Origin of the sequence: Halobacillus salinarum (genome assembly GCF_022919095.1) — a bacterium.
Lineage (GTDB): Bacteria > Bacillota > Bacilli > Bacillales > Halobacillaceae > Halobacillus_B > Halobacillus_B salinarum.
On sequence record NZ_CP095073.1, the window covers coordinates 1,212,226 to 1,229,006 of the forward strand.

Genomic DNA, 16,781 nt, shown 5'->3' on the forward strand with positions numbered 1-16,781 from the left:
GTTTTCACTCCTATGTTGTAGTATATTTCCACCTCATACCGCGGTAATTTTGAGTGGTGAATCATCGATTACATTCATATTACAATTGCTTGAAAACTAATGTAAACGTTTTCAAAATAATGTGTTTTATAAACGTAAAAAACATTTTGTGCATTAAGTTCACAAAATGTTTTTAGTATTCGAATAATTATTGGGTATAATAGCGGCGTTCGGGACGGCCGACGATGCCGTAAACCTGTTCCACCTTCGCTTCGTCAATGCCCACTAAGTATTCCAGGTAGCGCCGGGCTGTCGTTCTTGAAGCTCCGATCCGTTCTCCGGCGAGTTCAGAAGTGATGCCTTCCGCCTCTGTTTCCAAGAGCTCTATGATCTTTTCCAAAGTCCGTGCATCAATTCCGGTCGGCAGGGATTTACCTGATTTTTTCTTCGGAGCTTCCCCGAAGACCTGATGAAGCATAGTGCTGTTAATTTCGTCTGTGGAGTTCAGCAGCTCCTTCTTTTTTTTGTAACGGGTCAGGGAATTGTGGAACTGTTCGATCGTCACAGGCTTAATTAAGTAATCGTGAACTCCGTAGCTGAGGGCTTTTTCTAAAAAGGCTTTATCTTTGGCGGCTGTGATCATAATGATGTCGACAAGCGGATATTGCTCACGGATCCGGTGCAGCAGCTCTGTACCGAGCTGATCCGGCATGTACACATCAAGGAGGACGAGATCGACCTCGTGTGCGGCGAGCAAAGCCATCGTTTCTTCCGCATCACGGGCTTTCCCTGCCAGCTCCAAGCCCTCGATTTGAGAGATAAATTCTTCGTGTATCTGTGCAACGCGAAAATCGTCTTCTGCAATAATGACGTGAAACATTCCTTATTCCTCCATTTCGAGTTGTTTGGGAAGGATGATCGTAAAGATCGTTCCTTCCTGTGTCTGGCTGCTGATTTCCATCGAGCCGCTGAGCCGTTCCACCTCTTCTTTGACGTTGGCTAACCCGTAACCGCGGTTATTTCCTTTCATAGAGAACCCTTTTTGAAAAATCTGTTCCTGCAGCGCTTGCGGCATACCCGGCCCACTGTCTGCGATTTCAAACACGATATCCTTGCCAAGATCGGTAACGAAAAAGGTCACGTGCTTGACTTTCTGATCTGCGACGGCTTCAAAGGCGTTGTTAATGACGTTGCCTAACATAACGATGAGTGGAGAAAGGCGGATATGGCTCGGCAATGGATGGAGCGAGCTGCCTTCTTCTATCGTAAACGTGATTTTCTTCTCGGAGGCTTTTGCAAATTTTCCGAGCAGGATCGCCTGCACTTTTTCATCATTAATATTTCTGAAAAACATCTCGGACACTTGCTCCTGGGTATGGGTTTCCTCCTGGATCAGCTTTATCGCTTCTTCATATTTTCCGAGCTGAATCATGCCGAGAATGACATACAGCTTGCTCGTAAATTCATGCGCCTGGGCACGAAGATCTTCCGAATGCTGGCGGACCTCGGATAAAGCATCTACCATCTGCTTTATTTCTGTTTTGTCCCGGAAGCTGACGACCGTCCCCGTGTGGCGGCCCTCTTCGATTATTGGGCTGCTGTTGATGATAACCGGGCGATCTCTGTACACAAGTTCTTTATTGGTTAGGCTTTCTTCTGAATTGACGACATCAAGAAGTTCTTTCGATGAAATATAATTGTAGATATTCTTCCCTTCCATGTTTCCAGGCAGTCCAAGCAGCTGGCGGGCGGAAAAATTCATCATCGTAATGGTCCCTATATGATCAAAGGCAATCATCCCTTCCTTGACCGATTGAAGGATGGCATTTCGCTCCCGATAAAGCGCAGAGATCTCAAAGGGTTCCAGGCCGAGCGTATCTTTACGGATGCTTCTCGCTAACAGTACGCTCCCGGCGATTCCGACAATGAAAACCGAAGCCGACGCCAGGATAAGCTTTTTGATATCACGGATAATCTTCTTATGGATCTGTTTCATATTAAATTCGACGGAAACGGTGCCTTCGACTTTTCTGTATTCACCGTAGTCGATCATGATCGGCGAAATCGCCTTCAATATGTTATGGTCATCCGCTTGTGTCTGCAGTACATAATTGCTGCCAAAGACTAAGGCGCTGTACCGCTGTTTATCTTCATTTTCATCCGGAGAGCTCTCGCCGGCATAACCGTACATGACGCCGTCACGGGTGAGGATTTTAATCGTCGACGCTTCGACTTCATCACGGATTTGCTCGGCGACCGCATTCAAGTCCTCTGTTGGTGAGTTCGATTTAAACGATTCCTGAACGACCGGCATGTAGGAAAGCGTTTTCGATGTCTGCAATGCCAAATCCTCGGCATTCTGTTCATCCTCGTTAGAATCCATATAGGCAACCATAAACGTGACCAGACTTAAAACGAGCAGCAGGAGAAAGATGACCAACCCGAGTATTTTCACCTTCAGCGAAACCCTGAACAGCTTGTTCATCCAATCCCCCCTTCAGAACGTCTATTCTCCCTATTCTAACAGAATTTTTTGAAAACAGGCGAGGAGCACATCGTCATGTTTTTTAATTGGATTATGCGGAAATGGTATGGTAATCAAAATGTAGGAGGTTCTTACTGATGGAAAAAGATCCGAAAAAATTTGTTCAGAATATGAAGGAAGATACGAAAGATGAAATCCTCGAAAACTTCGAATCGTTTAAGAATCATTTAGGCAATCAGGTGCATCGCGGGGAAAAGCTTGGGTTGAGTGAAGAACGTCTCACAAAAGGAGCCAAACGCGTGGCTGATTATTTAGCCGAAAATGAACAGCCACGCAATCGTGAAGAAAAGGTGTTGAATGAATTATGGAATGTGGCCGATGAAAAAGAACGCGAGCATATGGCTCACGTGCTCGTGAAACTTGCTGAACAGACCAATTAATACCAGCGGGACTGGGATAGAAGAGTTTTAGACCATATAAATTCCGAATGAAGGTGAACGTATTACGATAAGACTTCACCCTCATTCGGATTTTTAGGTTAGTTGAACTTCAACTTCTTATAAGGAGATGGGAGCATGACCGCTCTGACAGAAGATTTCTCTTTGTGTTCAAATGAAGTGCCTAGAATCCCCTGTAAAAAGAACCGGTACGATTCATTTAGGAGTGGTACTTTTTATTAAGGAAAGGATACCTAATGAATCATTCCATAGTTTGATTTTTGCAGAATTATCGCAAAATTAGTCGTAATATTCGATATTGTTCATTATAATGGCGGATAACTAAAGGAAAGGAGCAATGTTATGAACAAACGAATCCGCATGTCTTTTTTCTCATTTGCTTTACTGCTGATGATGTCCTTAGGGTCGTTCGGGACGGTCAGCGCCGCAGAAGAAACCCCTTATTTTGGCAAGGAATATTCACAGCCGGAGCAGGTGAAGAAGCTTTATCCGGAACCTGATGTTGACTTTGATACGCCTGCTTTTGAAAAAGAAGGAAAAGCGTTCACTACCCAGGAAGAGATGCTTTCCTTTGTTAAAAAACTGGACGAGTCCAGTGATCTTCTCCACGTAAAAATGATCGGCGAGTCCATTGAGGGCCGCGAATTACCAGCATTATTTTTCTCCAAAGACGACAAAAAACATCATCGATTCTCTAAACACCACCGTTATTCTAAAAAACCGACAGTATGGCTCCAAGGACAAATCCACGGAAATGAGCCGGCAGGCGGGGAAGGCGTACTCGCAATGGCTGACAAGCTCAGCGGGGAGTACGGGGAAAAGGTTCTCGACAAAGTTAACGTCATCATTGTTCCGCGTGTGAACCCGGACGGAGCCCAAGCCTTTGAAAGGACGACCGCTAATGGACTAGACGCCAACCGTGATCACATCAAATTTGAGCTTCCCGAAATTCAGGCTATCCACGACCTCTATAATAAATATAATCCTGAGGTCACCATTGATGCCCATGAGTACAGTGTAGGCAATGATACCTTCAGTGATCTTGGGGAAGAGGGATACTTAAAATACCACGATTTATTGATTCTTTCAGGGAAAAATTTAAACATCCCAGAGAAAATCCGTAAAACGTCTGACGAATTATTTGTCGACCAAGCACAGGAACAGCTGCGCAGCGACGGATTTACGACGACGGATTACTATACGACGAGCCGTGATGACAAGAAGGTCGTCATCAAAGAAGGTGGGACTGATCCGCGAATCGGACGAAATGCATTCGGTTTGTCCCCCTCGTTATCCTACCTTGTGGAAACACGAGGCATTGGCATCGGGCGTGAAAATTTCAAACGCAGAGTAGCGGCCCAGGTGGAGACTCATACGTCACTCATTAACACAACGGCAGAAAACGCCCGTTCCATAAAACGTCTGGTGAATAAGGAACGCTGGAACATTGTGAAAAAAGGGTTTACCGCAAATGATGACGATCCAATTGTTATTGAAGACCGCCAGAAAGAAGTAGACGATCAGACCCTTAAGGTGGTCGATATTGCAAATGGGAAAACGAAAGATATTCCAATTGATTACTCAAGCGCCACCGACTCCATTCCGACGTTGACCCGGCAGCGCCCGACCGCTTACTTCCTTGAACCAGATCAGAAAGAGGCGGTTGAAAAACTGAAAAACAGCGGAGTAAAAGTATTTAAGCTGCCGAAGGAGGTCAAGCTTCCGGCAGAAGCTTACACGGTTACGGAAAAAGAAGAGGGACGGATGTACGAAGGTCACCAGCTGATTAATGTGAAAACAGAAGTAAATAAGAAAGAGAAAACCTTTGAAAAAGGCACCTATGTAGTAACGATGGCTCAGCCAGAGGCTAATCTTGCTGCGGTTGCCCTTGAGCCGGAATCTGACGACAGCTATGTTACCTTTAACGCGATTGATGCAGAGGAAGGGAAGAAACTTCCGATCTACCGGTTTACAAAAGGATTGAATCCAAGAAAATTAAAGTGAACGAAGAAAGAGATCACGGCCGTTATGGGCTGTGATCTCTTCTTTTGTAAAGAGAATTTCAAACATTAATGGCAGGCTGCAAACAGGTAAGTGGTGTGATTAATAAATAGCCTGCTGATTCATACACTCAAAGTAGTTTTTTTAATGATCGGCCAACTACAGCTCACCAGTCAAAAACTGGGCATTCCCGCCGCCAAAACTCCAGTCAGCATCACCGTTGTTGGCGATCGAAACCATCACATCCTCTGGGGCGATACCACAGCGCTCTTGCAATAATTCAACAAGATTCTTATACAGTGTCTCCTTCTGGACTGCCGTTCGCGGCCGGCTCACCATCGAGATGACGACTACATTTTTACTTCGTTCAAATCCCAGTCCCGTGTCCTGGATGATCATTTCACCCTCTTTATGCTGGTGGACAATTTGATAGCGGTCCCGCTCCGGCACTTGAAAGGCATCGACCATAGCTTCGTGTGTGGCATCAAGCAGAGTTTGCAGCTCCTCATCCGTGCGTCCTTCCATCACATCAAAACGTACTAATGGCATAAATACGCCTCCTTTTTGGTTAAGAATATCATAAATGTATCACAATAAAAGATAAATATCAGTACTTTTGCAAATAAAATGGTGAAGTTTTGGTTCTTTTTTGGTAACATAGTTACTAAAGACTAGACAAACTACAAATAGAGGGGAGTCAACAAAGATGATAAAAGTAGAACGAATTAATGAATTGCTGGACTATGTCCATCAGAAGCAGACCGCTTCGCTTGATGAACTCGTGAAGGAGTTTAACGTTTCGAAAAATACGATACGCCGGGACGTTCAGGAGCTTGTGGAACAAGGCAAACTGAAGAAGGTTTATGGAGGAGTATCGGTCAATCAATCATCGACGCTGCCATTTCATCACCGCCAGATTCAGAATCATCAGGAAAAAATCAAAATTGCTGAACTGGCCGCTTCATACGTGGAAGACGGCGATATTATTTTCCTCGACTCTGGAACAACGACAGTAGAAATGCTTGATTTTATTAAGCAAAAAAACTTAGTGATTGTGACGAACAATCTGGATTTCACGTTGGAAGCAACACCGTATGAGAATTTAAAGATTTATTCCACCGGCGGAATGTATGAGCGTTCCACGAAATCCTATACCGGTCTTGAAAGTGCAGAAGCAATTAAGAGCTATAACTTCAGTAAAGTATTTATGGCGTCCACGGGTGTTTCCCTTACGAATGGGGTGACCAATTCATCACCACTGGAAACACAGATTAAAAGTGCAGTCGTCAATCGGAGTGAAGAGGTTTTTCTTTTAGTCGATCATTCCAAATTTGATAAGTATTCATTAACCACATACTGTCGTTTGGAAGATATCAATTATATGGTGACAGGTGAGGAGCCGGAAGATAAGTATAAACAGTTTGCTGAAAAGAATAATATGAAGCTCGTGTATCCCGAATGATCCTCTAAAGGAAGGCGTTCTCCTTCCTTTTTTATTAATTTGTCAGAATACTCTTGACTGTAAGCGTTTTAAATATTATGATGTAATCACAAGTTAACAAAAAGTTAATCATAAGTTTACAACAAACAATTAATTATCCACTTAACCTAAAGGTATATGGGTTATTTAAGGTAAACTTTTGTAATTTGCATGGATGGAGGAATGTACAATGAGCCGCTTATTGCGGAAACCAGAACATGAGCAGCTATCTAACGGTGTGGTTGTCGTTCACGACCATACGAAGGAAGCGACCCCGCTTGAATATGTAGGGTTTAAAGTGATCGACCTTTCTCCAGGCGGGACGCACGAAGAGGAGCTGGGAAAAGTCGAGTGCTGTATCGTTGCTTTGACGGGGCGGATTGACGTCACTGACGGCACAGAAACCTTCGAAAATATAGGTGCGCGGGATAGTGTGTTTGAACAGCGGCCGACGGACAGTGTTTACGTATCCAATGACCGCAGCTTTAAAGTGGAAGCGGTTACTAAGGCCCGCGTCGCTCTGTGCTACTCGCCATCAGACAATCAGCTGCCAACGAAATTAATTAAAGCAGCCGATAACGATGTCGAGCATCGAGGCAAGGATAACAATAAGCGGAGGGTACATAACATTTTGCCGGACTACGACGATTCGGCTAACAGCCTGCTGGTCGTTGAAGTCTTTACTGAAAGCGGCAATTGGTCGAGTTATCCGCCGCACAAGCATGATGAGGACAATTTACCGGAGGAATCGTTCCTTGAGGAAAGCTACTACCACGAAATGAACCCGCCGCAGGGGTTTGTGTTCCAGCGCGTCTATACCGATGACCGTTCGCTTGATGAAACGATGACCGTAGAAAACGGTCATGTCGTCCTCGTTCCCAAAGGCTACCATCCGGTCGGTGTGCCTGACGGCTATACGTCCTACTATTTAAATGTCATGGCAGGCCCGAAAAGAAAATGGAAGTTTCATAATGATCCAGACCACGAGTGGATTGTAGAACGGGACTGATCTTACAAAACACTGATAAGGGTGGAAAATGATATGACAAATACGGTTCGATTAACAACCTCACAGGCTTTAATTAAATTTTTGAACAATCAGTACATCCATGTAGACGGGGACGAGTTTCCGTTTGTGGAAGGGATATTTAACGTATTCGGACATGGCAATGTACTTGGGATTGGGCAGGCTCTTGAGCAGGATTCCGGCCATTTGAACGTTATTCAAGGTAAAAATGAACAGGGCATGTCGCTGGCAGCAATTGCTTACAGTAAAGAAATGCTCCGCCAGAAAATCTATGCTGTTACTACTTCTGTCGGACCAGGGTCAGCGAATACGGTGACGGCAGCAGCGACCGCGCTGGCTAACAACATTCCTGTCCTGTTTCTGCCGGGCGATACTTTTGCCACCCGCCAGCCTGATCCAGTGCTTCAGCAGTTCGAGCAGGAAGGAAGTATTGCTACAACGACCAATGATGCTTTAAAACCGGTGTCCCGTTACTGGGACCTTGTTACGCGTCCGGAGCAGCTGATGAGCAGCTTAATCCGTGCCTTTGAAGTCATGACTGATCCGGCAAAAGCAGGGCCGGCTACCGTATCAATCGCCCAGGATGTCGAAGGAGAAGCTTACGACTATGATGTGGAGTTTTTCAAAAAACGGGTGCATTACCTCGATCGTCCCCTCGCTAACGATCGCGAGTTAAAAGGGGCGGAAGCCTTAATCCGCGAGAGTAAAAAACCTGTGATTCTCGTCGGCGGCGGCTGCCGCTACTCGCAGGCTCGTGAAGCTTTAATTCAGCTGTCTGAAAAGCACAATATTCCGCTTGTGGAAACGCAGGCTGGCAAATCTGTTGTCGAATCAGAGTTCCAGAATAATTTAGGCGGACTTGGCATCACCGGTACACTTTGCGCCAACAAAGCAGCGAAAGATGCGGATTTAATTATTGGGGTCGGAACGAGATACACCGATTTTGCCACTTCCTCTAAAACGGCGTTTGATTTAGAGAATACTAGATTTCTCAATATCAATGTGAACCGGATGCAGGCATATAAAATGGATGGCTTTCAAGTCGTTGCTGATGCCAAGCTTGCTCTGGAGGCGCTGGTCGAACGATTGGACGGTTATCAAACAGAATTTGGCGAATCCATAACGGCATTAAAACAGGAATGGCTTGCAGAACGCAAGCGTTTAAGTGAAGTGGTGTTTAACCGCGACAGCTTTGACCCTGAGATTAAAGAGCATTTCTCCCAAGGGACGCTGAATGAATACGCAGATGCGTTGAATACCGATCTTCCGCAGACGACGGCACTCTTGAAAATTAATGAAACCATTGCTCCAGACAGTGTGATTATTTGCTCGGCCGGTTCGCTTCCGGGGATCTTCAGCGGCTCTGGCATGCTTCAGTGCCGAATACGTACCACTTGGAGTACGGCTATTCGTGCATGGGCTATGAAATTTCCGGTACGCTCGGTTTAAAGCTTGCCCATCCGGATAGAGAGGTTTATTCGATTGTAGGCGACGGAAGCTTTCTCATGCTTCATTCCGAGTTGATTACATCGCTGCAATACAATAAGAAAATCAATGTGCTCTTGTTTGATAACTCTGGTTACGGCTGCATCAACAATTTGCAAATGGACCATGGGGGCGGCAGCTATTACTGTGAGTTCCGCACAGACAACAATGAAATTATGAACATTGATTATGCCAAAGTAGCAGAAGGATATGGAGCCAAAACGTATAAAGTCCACTCGCTGAAAGAGCTGGAAGAAGCGCTTGAAGATTCCAAAAAGCAGGACGTTTCCACTTTAATTGATATGAAAGTACTTCCGAAAACGATGACAGACGGCTACCAGGGCTGGTGGAATGTCGGAGTAGCGGAAGTTTCGGATAAGGAAAGCATTCAACAGGCTCATAAAGAACGCATGAACATGTTGAGTGAAGCGAAGCAATATTAACTGGGGTGGCGGGAGTGCATTCTCCTGCCAGTGCCAAAAAAATTTGAACCGAATTGTGAGCGGTTTCAATTGGTTAGGATCCATGACACAGGGGAATGCGCAGGAAGTTGTCCGTTGAGTTTTCCGAAAAATCAGAAAATGGAGGTTAGAGTCGTGAAGACAAAAACCATGGACCATAGGAAATTCTTGTTTATCATCATCATTGTTTCGACGTTTGGAGGACTCTTGTTCGGTTACGACACGGGTGTTATCAACGGTGCGCTGCCGTACATGTCTGACGAAAGCCAGTTGAATTTGACGGCGTTTACCGAAGGGATCGTTACAAGCGTGCTGCTGTTTGGAGCGGCGATTGGAGCCGTGCTTGGCGGACGTGTTTCTGACTGGAAAGGCCGTAAAACAACGATCATTTATCTAGCTGGACTGTTCTTTATTTCAACGATCGGATGTACGTTCGCGCCCAATGTAGAGGTGATGGTGTTATGCAGGTTCCTGCTTGGGCTTGCTGTTGGGGGAGCATCGGTAACGGTGCCGACTTACTTAGCTGAAATGGCTCCGGTGGAAAGCCGTGGCCGAATGGTGACTCAGAACGAATTGATGATTGTGACCGGGCAGCTCATGGCTTTTACAATCAATGCAATTTTAGGAACTTCCATTGGTGATAATGCATTCGTGTGGCGGATTATGCTCAGTGTCGCCGCTGTACCGGCCCTCCTTCTATTTTTCGGGATGCTTCGTTTACCTGAAAGTCCGCGTTACCTTGTTGGAAAGAACAAAACGAAGCAGGCGGGTGGAATCCTTGATCGAATTCGTCAAGATGGCGCTTCTGAAGGAGAATTAAGCGAGATTGTTACGGCGGTAGCCAGTGAACGTCATATTAAAAAAGCGACGTATCGCGATTTGACGGTCCCCTGGGTAAGGCGGATTCTGTTTATCGGTTTAGGAATAGCTGTTGTTCAACAGATTACCGGGGTCAATTCCATTATGTATTATGGTACAGAAATTTTGCGGGATGCAGGCTTTGCGACGGAAGCGGCTCTTGTAGCTAATATTGCAAACGGTGTCATTTCGGTGCTTGCTACTTTTGTCGGAATCTGGCTGCTCGGAAAAATCGGCCGCCGTCCGATGCTTCTCGCCGGACAGATTGGAACAGTAGGGGCACTGCTTCTCATCGGGATTTTTTCCTTTACAATGGAAGGCTCTACGGCGCTTCCATATGTGATTATTTCTTTAACGGTAACCTTTTTAGCCTTCCAGCAAGGAGCAATCTCTCCAGTAACGTGGCTGATGCTGTCTGAAATCTTCCCATTGCGGCTCCGTGGGCTTGGTATGGGTGTCAGCGTGTTTGTCCTCTGGATGGTCAACTTCCTAATCGGCTTTTCCTTCCCGATTCTTCTAGAGGGACTAGGGTTGTCCACGACGTTCTTCATCTTTGCATTCTTAGGTGTTCTTGCGATTGCATTTGTAGCAAAATTTCTGCCGGAAACGAAAGGGAAAACTCTGGAGGAATTGGAGCAGTATTTCCGTAATTACAAAAGTAAGGGCGAAGATGTCCCTTTAGGGAAAGTAAGTGCAAGTAAATAATCATTAAGGTGGGGTTTGATCATGACAGTAAGAGTTGGAGTTATTGGAACAGGGGCGATTGGCCGAGAGCATATCAGCCGGGTAGAAAACGTAATTTCAGGAGGGAGAATCACCGCTGTTACGGATGTGAACGAGCAGTCTGCACAAAGCGCTGTGCGAGATTTTAACTTAAACGCTGCGATTTATCCTGATGATCAGGCTCTCGTTGCTGATGGAAATATTGATGCGGTGTTTATTACAAGCTGGGGGCCGGCGCATGAGAGCAGCGTGCTGCTTGCGGTTGAAGCGGGTAAATATGTATTTTGCGAAAAACCTTTGGCAACGACAGCAGAAGGGTGCCTGAGAATCATCGAAGCGGAGAAAAAGCATGGCCGGCGTCTCGTCCAGGTTGGATTTATGCGTCGTTACGATGAGGGCTATGCTCAGCTGAAGGAAACCCTGGACCAAAACGAAATCGGCAACGTGCTTATGGTCCGTGCCGCCCATAGAAATGCTGCTGTCGATGAAAGCTATAAAACCAATATGGCCGTGACAGAGACCTTAATTCATGAAATCGATGCCTTACACTGGTTGATTCACGATGACTACCACTCTGTAAAGGTTGACTTTCCGAGAAAAACAAAGCACGCCCACGCTGAACTTCAGGATCCGCAGGTGTTCACCTTGAAAACAAAGCAAGGGGTCCTGATTAACGTAGAAGTATTTGTCAATTGCCGGTACGGCTATGACATTCAATGCGAAGTGATCGGTGAAGAAGGTATCGCACGTCTCCCTGAAGTTCCGAGTGTTATTGTCCGCAAGCAGTCCAAAGCAAGTACGAACATTTTAAATGACTGGAAGCTTCGTTTTATGGATGCCTACAACAAGGAGCTGCAAAACTTCTTTGATGCGATCGAAGCTTACGGTCAGCCTCAAGGACCGAGTGCGTGGGACGGTTACATTGCTGCCGTTACGGCGGATGCCTGTTTAAAGGCTCAGGAAACGGGAGAAGAACAAGATGTTCTGCTTGGTGAAAAGCCTGAATTTTATGAGCAAAAACTACACGTTTAATTTTAAGGAGGATTTTTATTTATGAAACTAGCACTAGACCCATCCATGTACACAGACCTCTCTTTGAAGGAAGTTGTTAATAAAACCGCAGAGCTCGGCTATGAGTATATTGAACTTTCGCCGCGGGAGGATTTTGTTCCTTTTTACAAATATCCGAAGGTTAACCGCGAAAAAATCCAAAACTTAAAAAAATGGTGCCAGGACGCCGGCGTGAAGATTTCCTCAATCCTGCCCGTGCATTACTGGGCAGGTCCTGATGAAGACCGACGCCAGGCAGCGGTGCGCAACTGGAAGCGTGCCATTGAAATCGCGGTGGAGCTTGACGTGGACGTGATGAATACAGAATTCAGCGGTTCAAAATATGAACCACAGACGTGTGAAGAAAAATTTATAAAATCGATGGATGAGCTGCTGCCAATCTTTGAAAAAGAAAATATTAAACTCAACTTGCAGGCTCATCCCTATGACTTTATTGAACGGAACGACGAAGCAATGAATATGATCAGAGCCCTCGATAAACCGTGGATCAATCTCGTCTACTCAACGGCACACACCTTTTATTACGATGACGGTATTGGCGATATCAATACGATGTTTGATGACGCCGGGGACCGTTTGACCCATGTGCTGTTCTCAGACACCTTTAACCATAAAGCTGCCAACGGACTGCGCTATATCGTCAACCCGCCTGGAGCAGAAGTGACTGTTCACCAGCATTTGAACATCGGGGAAGGGGAAGTCGATTTTGACACGATTTTTACGAGAATGAGAGATATGAAGTTTGATGGTATTGCAACGAATTCCGTATTTGCCTGGGTCGATAAAAGAGATGAGGCTTCTTCGTTTATGCTTCACAGGCTTCGCGAGGAATTGAACGTTTAAAAAGTTGCGAGAAAGCAAGCTGCTGATGCCGCAGGTAAGTCTGCGGCGGAGCACTTGCATTTTTTATCAAAGGAGTAAACAGCGATGAAATTATGCTTTAACGAGGCGACTACGCTTGAGAATTCCAATCTGGAAAAAGACTTGGAACTCTGTGAAAAACATGGCTATGACTATATTGAAATCCGCTGGATGGATAAGCTGCCCGAATACTTAGAAACACATACTTTGGAAGATTTGAAGAATGATTTTGCCAGCCGCCATATTAAGCCGCTTGCCTTGAATGCACTTGTATTCTTTAATAACCGTGATGATGAGGAGGCTGTGATCAAAGAGTTCACGGAAATGGCTCAAACCGGAAAAGAGCTCGGAGTTGAATATCTTGTCACTGTTCCGCTCGTCACCGGCAAAGCAATTTTAAAGCAGGACATTAAAAACAGCGCGGTGCGTATGCTCCGGGAGTTCTCAAAGATAGCGGAAGATTACGAATTAAAGGTAGCACTGGAGTTTGTCGGCCATCCGGAGTGTACGATTAATACGTTTAATGACGCCTATGAAGTCGTTCAGGAAGTAGACAGGGAAAATATCGGACTTGTCATGGACTGCTTTCATCTATACGCGATGGGATCGCGGGTAGAGGATCTTGCCCAGGCTGATGGCACGAAAATATTCATCGTTCACATTGATGACACGGAGGATTACCCGGTGGGGTGTCTCCGGGATGAACATCGGGTGTGGCCGGGCCGCGGCATTCTGCCATTGCAGAAAGTGTTTGCCACGTTAAAGGACATTGGCTTCCCGGATGAAGGAGTGGTGTCGGTCGAATTGTTCCGCCCAGAGTATTACGCCATGGATGCAGAAGCAGTCATTCAAAAGGCCAAGCAAACGACGTTAGAGGCAGTCAGCAGCTATTATTCTACTCAACCCATGTAAAGGATGATACTTATGGAAAATAGAGCGATCGAAGTGCCGGCGTTAGTTTCGATGAAAGACGTGCTTAATCAGGCCAAGGAAGGAAAATATGCCGTCGGTCAGTATAATATTAATAATTTGGAATCGATCCAGGCTTTCCTTGAAGCGGCAGAAGAGGAAGAAGCACCTGTAATCCTTGGAGCATCGGATCGGTTAGTCGATCATTTAGGCGGGTTTCGCACGATAGCAGCGATGGTGAAATCGTTAATAGCAGAGATGAATATCCGTGTTCCAGTCGTACTTCACCTAGATCACGGCATGAGCGTTGCCCGCTGCAAAGCTGCGATAGATGCGGGGTTTTCGTCGGTGATGTTTGACGGATCACGTTCACCGATTGAAGAAAACATTGCGATGACAAAACAGGTAGTAGCTTACGCCCATCCAAAAAATGTATCGGTGGAAGCAGAAGTGGGCACCGTCGGCGGAACAGAAGACGGACTGGTCGGCGGCATTAAGTATGCGGATCCGAAAGAATGTGAACAGCTTGTCCGCGAAGCCCGTGTGGATGCACTTGCCGCTGCGCTCGGCTCTGTGCATGGTCCTTATCAAGGTGAACCGAAGCTTGGGTTTAAAGAAATGAAGCAAATCTCGGAATTAACTCAGGTTCCGCTCGTTTTGCATGGAGGGTCGGGGATTCCAGAATATCAGATTCAAAAGGCGATCGAATATGGCCACGCCAAAATCAACGTCAATACTGAATGCATTCAGGCATGGACGCACGCCTTGCGAGATGTACTTGCCAGCGATGAAAAGGTATATGAACCGAGAGTGATCATTACGCCTGCGAAAGAAGCTGTTAAGCAAATGGCGATCAGTAAAATGAAGGAATTTCATACGAGCCGGAAAGCTTTACACGTAAAATCGAGCTAAAGAGATTCGAAAAAGGGAGGTTTACAGGTGAAAACTGGATTAGTGACAGATATTCTTGGGCACCAATCTTTTGAAGAGATGCTTGATACATGTGAACAATTGGGGGTTGAAACACTGGAGCTGGGCTGTGGGAATTGGTCAGATGCCCCTCACGTGGACCTTGATGCTTTGCTTGAACATGAATCTTCCAGGAGAAATTTCCTGGATGCGATCGAGCGAAAAGGTATGAGCATCGCAGCCTTGAACTGCTCCGGCAACCAGCTGGCTCCGGGAGCTGAAGGTGAAGCTCATAAACGAGTAGTAAACAAAACGTTTCGCCTCGCAGGTCTCCTCGGTGTGGAGAAAGTGGTGATGATGTCCGGCTGTCCCGGCGGAGGACCAGGCGACAAAACCCCAAACTGGATCACTCATCCGATTCTCCCTCCACACTTTGAGGCCCTTAACTGGCAATGGAATGAAGTAGCGGTGCCTTACTGGAAGGAAGCTGTCAAAACAGCAGAAGAGTATGGCGTAGAAAAAATTGCGATCGAAAATCTAGGCTATAACCTCGTGTATAACCCGGAGACGTTTTTCCGCTTAAAAAATGAAGTCGGTGACCGGATTGGGATGAACTTCGATCCGAGTCACTTATTTTGGATGGGCGGCGATCCCATACGTGCACTAAGAGAGCTTGGAAACTCGATCTATCACATTCATGCCAAGGACGTCCGGATTGAACGAGGTCTCGCAGAACGCCAGGGACTAATCGACATTAAACCAATGGACAGCTATGCTTCACGTTCTTGGAACTATGCTGCTTTAGGGCATGGACATGAAGTGAGCTGGTGGAAGGAATTTTTCACAGTGGCGAAAATGGCAGGCTATGAAAATGAAATAGTCCTCGAAATGGAAGATTTAACGATGGATCCGTTAACCGGTGTAAAAAAATCAATGGATGTACTGAAGGAAGCTTTGCCAAGGACGTTTGAAGAAAAAAGGAGGCAGTTTACATGATACGTGTAGGAGTGGTCGGGACAGGGATGATCGGCCAGGATCATATTCACAGAATTACGAATGTATTGAAAGGAGCACAAGTGACCGCTGTCAATGATGTGGACGAACAGCGTGCACGTCAGGCTTGCGCCAAAGAGCACCTGGATGCAGAGGTTTATGAAAGTGGCATTGATTTAATTCAGGCCCCTGATGTGGATGCTGTAATCGTAACTTCATGGGGGCCGACACATGAAGAGTTTGTACTGGCTGCAATCGAAGCTGACAAGCCGGTATTTTGTGAAAAGCCGTTAGCTGTGACAGCGGAAGGCTGCAAGCGAATTGTAGAGGCGGAATTACAAAAAGAGAAGCAATACGTCCAGGTCGGTTATATGAGACGTTATGACAAGGGGTACAAAGCATTGAAAAAACTTGTGGATGAAGGACAAGTGGGGGAACCACTGGTCGTCCATTGTGCTCACCGGGCGCCGTCAGCTCCGAACTTTAGTGAAGATATGCCGCTTACGGATTCCTTCCCGCATGAAATTGATACGCTGCGCTGGCTGCTTGATGATGAATTCGTGTCTGCTCAAGTCGTACTTCCAAGAAAAACGTCTCATAGCAGCATTCAGGATCCACATATTATTTTGCTGGAAACAGAGAAGGGGACAAGAATCGATGCAGAAATCTTTGTCAACTGCCAATATGGCTATGATATTCACTGCGAAATTATCGGTGAACAAGGAATCGCGAACCTCCCCGAACCTGCAAGTGTGCTGATGCGCAAGCAAGCCAAACGAACCAACGAGATATTAGTGGATTGGAAGGAACGGTTTTTGGAGGCTTACGACAAGGAGATACAGGAATGGATCGACTCAGTGCAAGCGGGAAAAGTCACCGGACCGTCTGCCTGGGATGGCTACAAAGTTGCTTTAACAGTAGAAGCATGTGTGGAAGCGAAGAGCTCAAGAGAAATTATCGCAGTTCATAAGCAGGAAATCCCTTCCCTTTATGCAGCTTCGGATAAGTTATTAAAGGAATAGTTTTATTATTTTTTAGTTATTAATCAAATAGAACCTCTTTATACGCTATCAACTTTTGG

General features: G+C 45.9%; 14 protein-coding genes and 1 pseudogene. 12 read left to right on the forward strand and 3 right to left on the reverse strand.

All coding sequences use genetic code 11. The features are described 5' to 3' along the window. Positions 1-187 precede the first annotated feature (187 nt). Together MUN89_RS06250 and MUN89_RS06255 are read right to left on the reverse strand one after the other, a co-directional pair. Positions 188-859, reverse strand: coding sequence for a response regulator (locus MUN89_RS06250; RefSeq protein ID WP_244712318.1), 672 nt, complete (start codon positions 857-859; stop codon positions 188-190). A 3-nt stretch (positions 860-862) separates the two neighbouring features. Then, positions 863-2,464: a sensor histidine kinase gene (locus MUN89_RS06255; RefSeq protein WP_244712319.1), complete on the reverse strand. Its 1,602-nt coding sequence runs from the start codon at positions 2,462-2,464 to the stop codon at positions 863-865. Between the two features lie 137 nt (positions 2,465-2,601). Between MUN89_RS06255 and MUN89_RS06260 the strand changes: the two genes are divergently transcribed. After that, positions 2,602-2,904, forward strand: a complete 303-nt coding sequence (locus MUN89_RS06260) for a DUF3243 domain-containing protein (protein WP_244712320.1) — start codon at positions 2,602-2,604, stop codon at positions 2,902-2,904. 360 nt (positions 2,905-3,264) lie between these two features. Beyond that, a complete protein-coding gene (locus MUN89_RS06265) occupies positions 3,265-4,926 on the forward strand; it encodes a M14 family metallopeptidase (protein ID WP_244712321.1) in 1,662 nt (553 codons plus the stop codon). Between the two features lie 156 nt (positions 4,927-5,082). On the opposite strand, the gene MUN89_RS06270 is transcribed toward MUN89_RS06265, so the two are convergent. Further along, entirely contained in the window at positions 5,083-5,472 is a 390-nt protein-coding gene (locus MUN89_RS06270) for a tautomerase family protein (RefSeq protein ID WP_244712322.1), read from the reverse strand. Positions 5,473-5,629: 157 nt separating this feature from the next. On the opposite strand from MUN89_RS06270, the gene MUN89_RS06275 reads away from it, so the two are divergent. The 10 genes and pseudogenes from MUN89_RS06275 to MUN89_RS06320 all read left to right on the forward strand — a co-directional run bounded on the left by MUN89_RS06275 (position 5,630) and on the right by MUN89_RS06320 (position 16,722). Continuing rightward, positions 5,630-6,385 carry a DeoR/GlpR family DNA-binding transcription regulator gene (locus MUN89_RS06275; RefSeq protein ID WP_244712323.1) on the forward strand — a complete coding sequence of 252 codons (756 nt, stop codon included), beginning with the start codon at positions 5,630-5,632 and terminating at the stop codon, positions 6,383-6,385. Between the two features lie 208 nt (positions 6,386-6,593). Beyond that, a complete protein-coding gene (gene iolB / locus MUN89_RS06280; protein WP_244712324.1) occupies positions 6,594-7,412 on the forward strand; it encodes a 5-deoxy-glucuronate isomerase in 819 nt (272 codons plus the stop codon). 33 nt (positions 7,413-7,445) lie between these two features. After that, positions 7,446-9,358: pseudogene (gene iolD / locus MUN89_RS06285) on the forward strand (3D-(3,5/4)-trihydroxycyclohexane-1,2-dione acylhydrolase (decyclizing)). Positions 9,359-9,496: 138 nt separating this feature from the next. Beyond that, positions 9,497-10,939, forward strand: coding sequence for a sugar porter family MFS transporter (locus MUN89_RS06290; protein WP_396266098.1), 1,443 nt, complete (start codon positions 9,497-9,499; stop codon positions 10,937-10,939). A 21-nt stretch (positions 10,940-10,960) separates the two neighbouring features. Beyond that, positions 10,961-11,989, forward strand: a complete 1,029-nt coding sequence (locus MUN89_RS06295) for a bifunctional inositol 2-dehydrogenase/D-chiro-inositol 1-dehydrogenase (protein WP_244712326.1) — start codon at positions 10,961-10,963, stop codon at positions 11,987-11,989. A 21-nt stretch (positions 11,990-12,010) separates the two neighbouring features. Beyond that, entirely contained in the window at positions 12,011-12,871 is an 861-nt protein-coding gene (locus tag MUN89_RS06300; RefSeq protein ID WP_244712327.1) for a sugar phosphate isomerase/epimerase family protein, read from the forward strand. 84 nt (positions 12,872-12,955) lie between these two features. Next, the gene (locus tag MUN89_RS06305) at positions 12,956-13,801 is read left to right on the forward strand and encodes a sugar phosphate isomerase/epimerase family protein (protein ID WP_244712329.1); all 846 of its coding nucleotides are present in this window, start codon (positions 12,956-12,958) and stop codon (positions 13,799-13,801) included. A gap of 12 nt (positions 13,802-13,813) precedes the next feature. After that, a complete protein-coding gene (gene fba / locus MUN89_RS06310) occupies positions 13,814-14,710 on the forward strand; it encodes a class II fructose-1,6-bisphosphate aldolase (RefSeq protein WP_244712331.1) in 897 nt (298 codons plus the stop codon). A gap of 27 nt (positions 14,711-14,737) precedes the next feature. Then, entirely contained in the window at positions 14,738-15,703 is a 966-nt protein-coding gene (locus MUN89_RS06315; protein ID WP_244712333.1) for a sugar phosphate isomerase/epimerase family protein, read from the forward strand. After that, entirely contained in the window at positions 15,700-16,722 is a 1,023-nt protein-coding gene (locus MUN89_RS06320) for a Gfo/Idh/MocA family protein (protein WP_244712335.1), read from the forward strand. The genes MUN89_RS06315 and MUN89_RS06320 overlap by 4 nt, the downstream gene beginning before the upstream one ends. Positions 16,723-16,781: the final 59 nt, after the last annotated feature.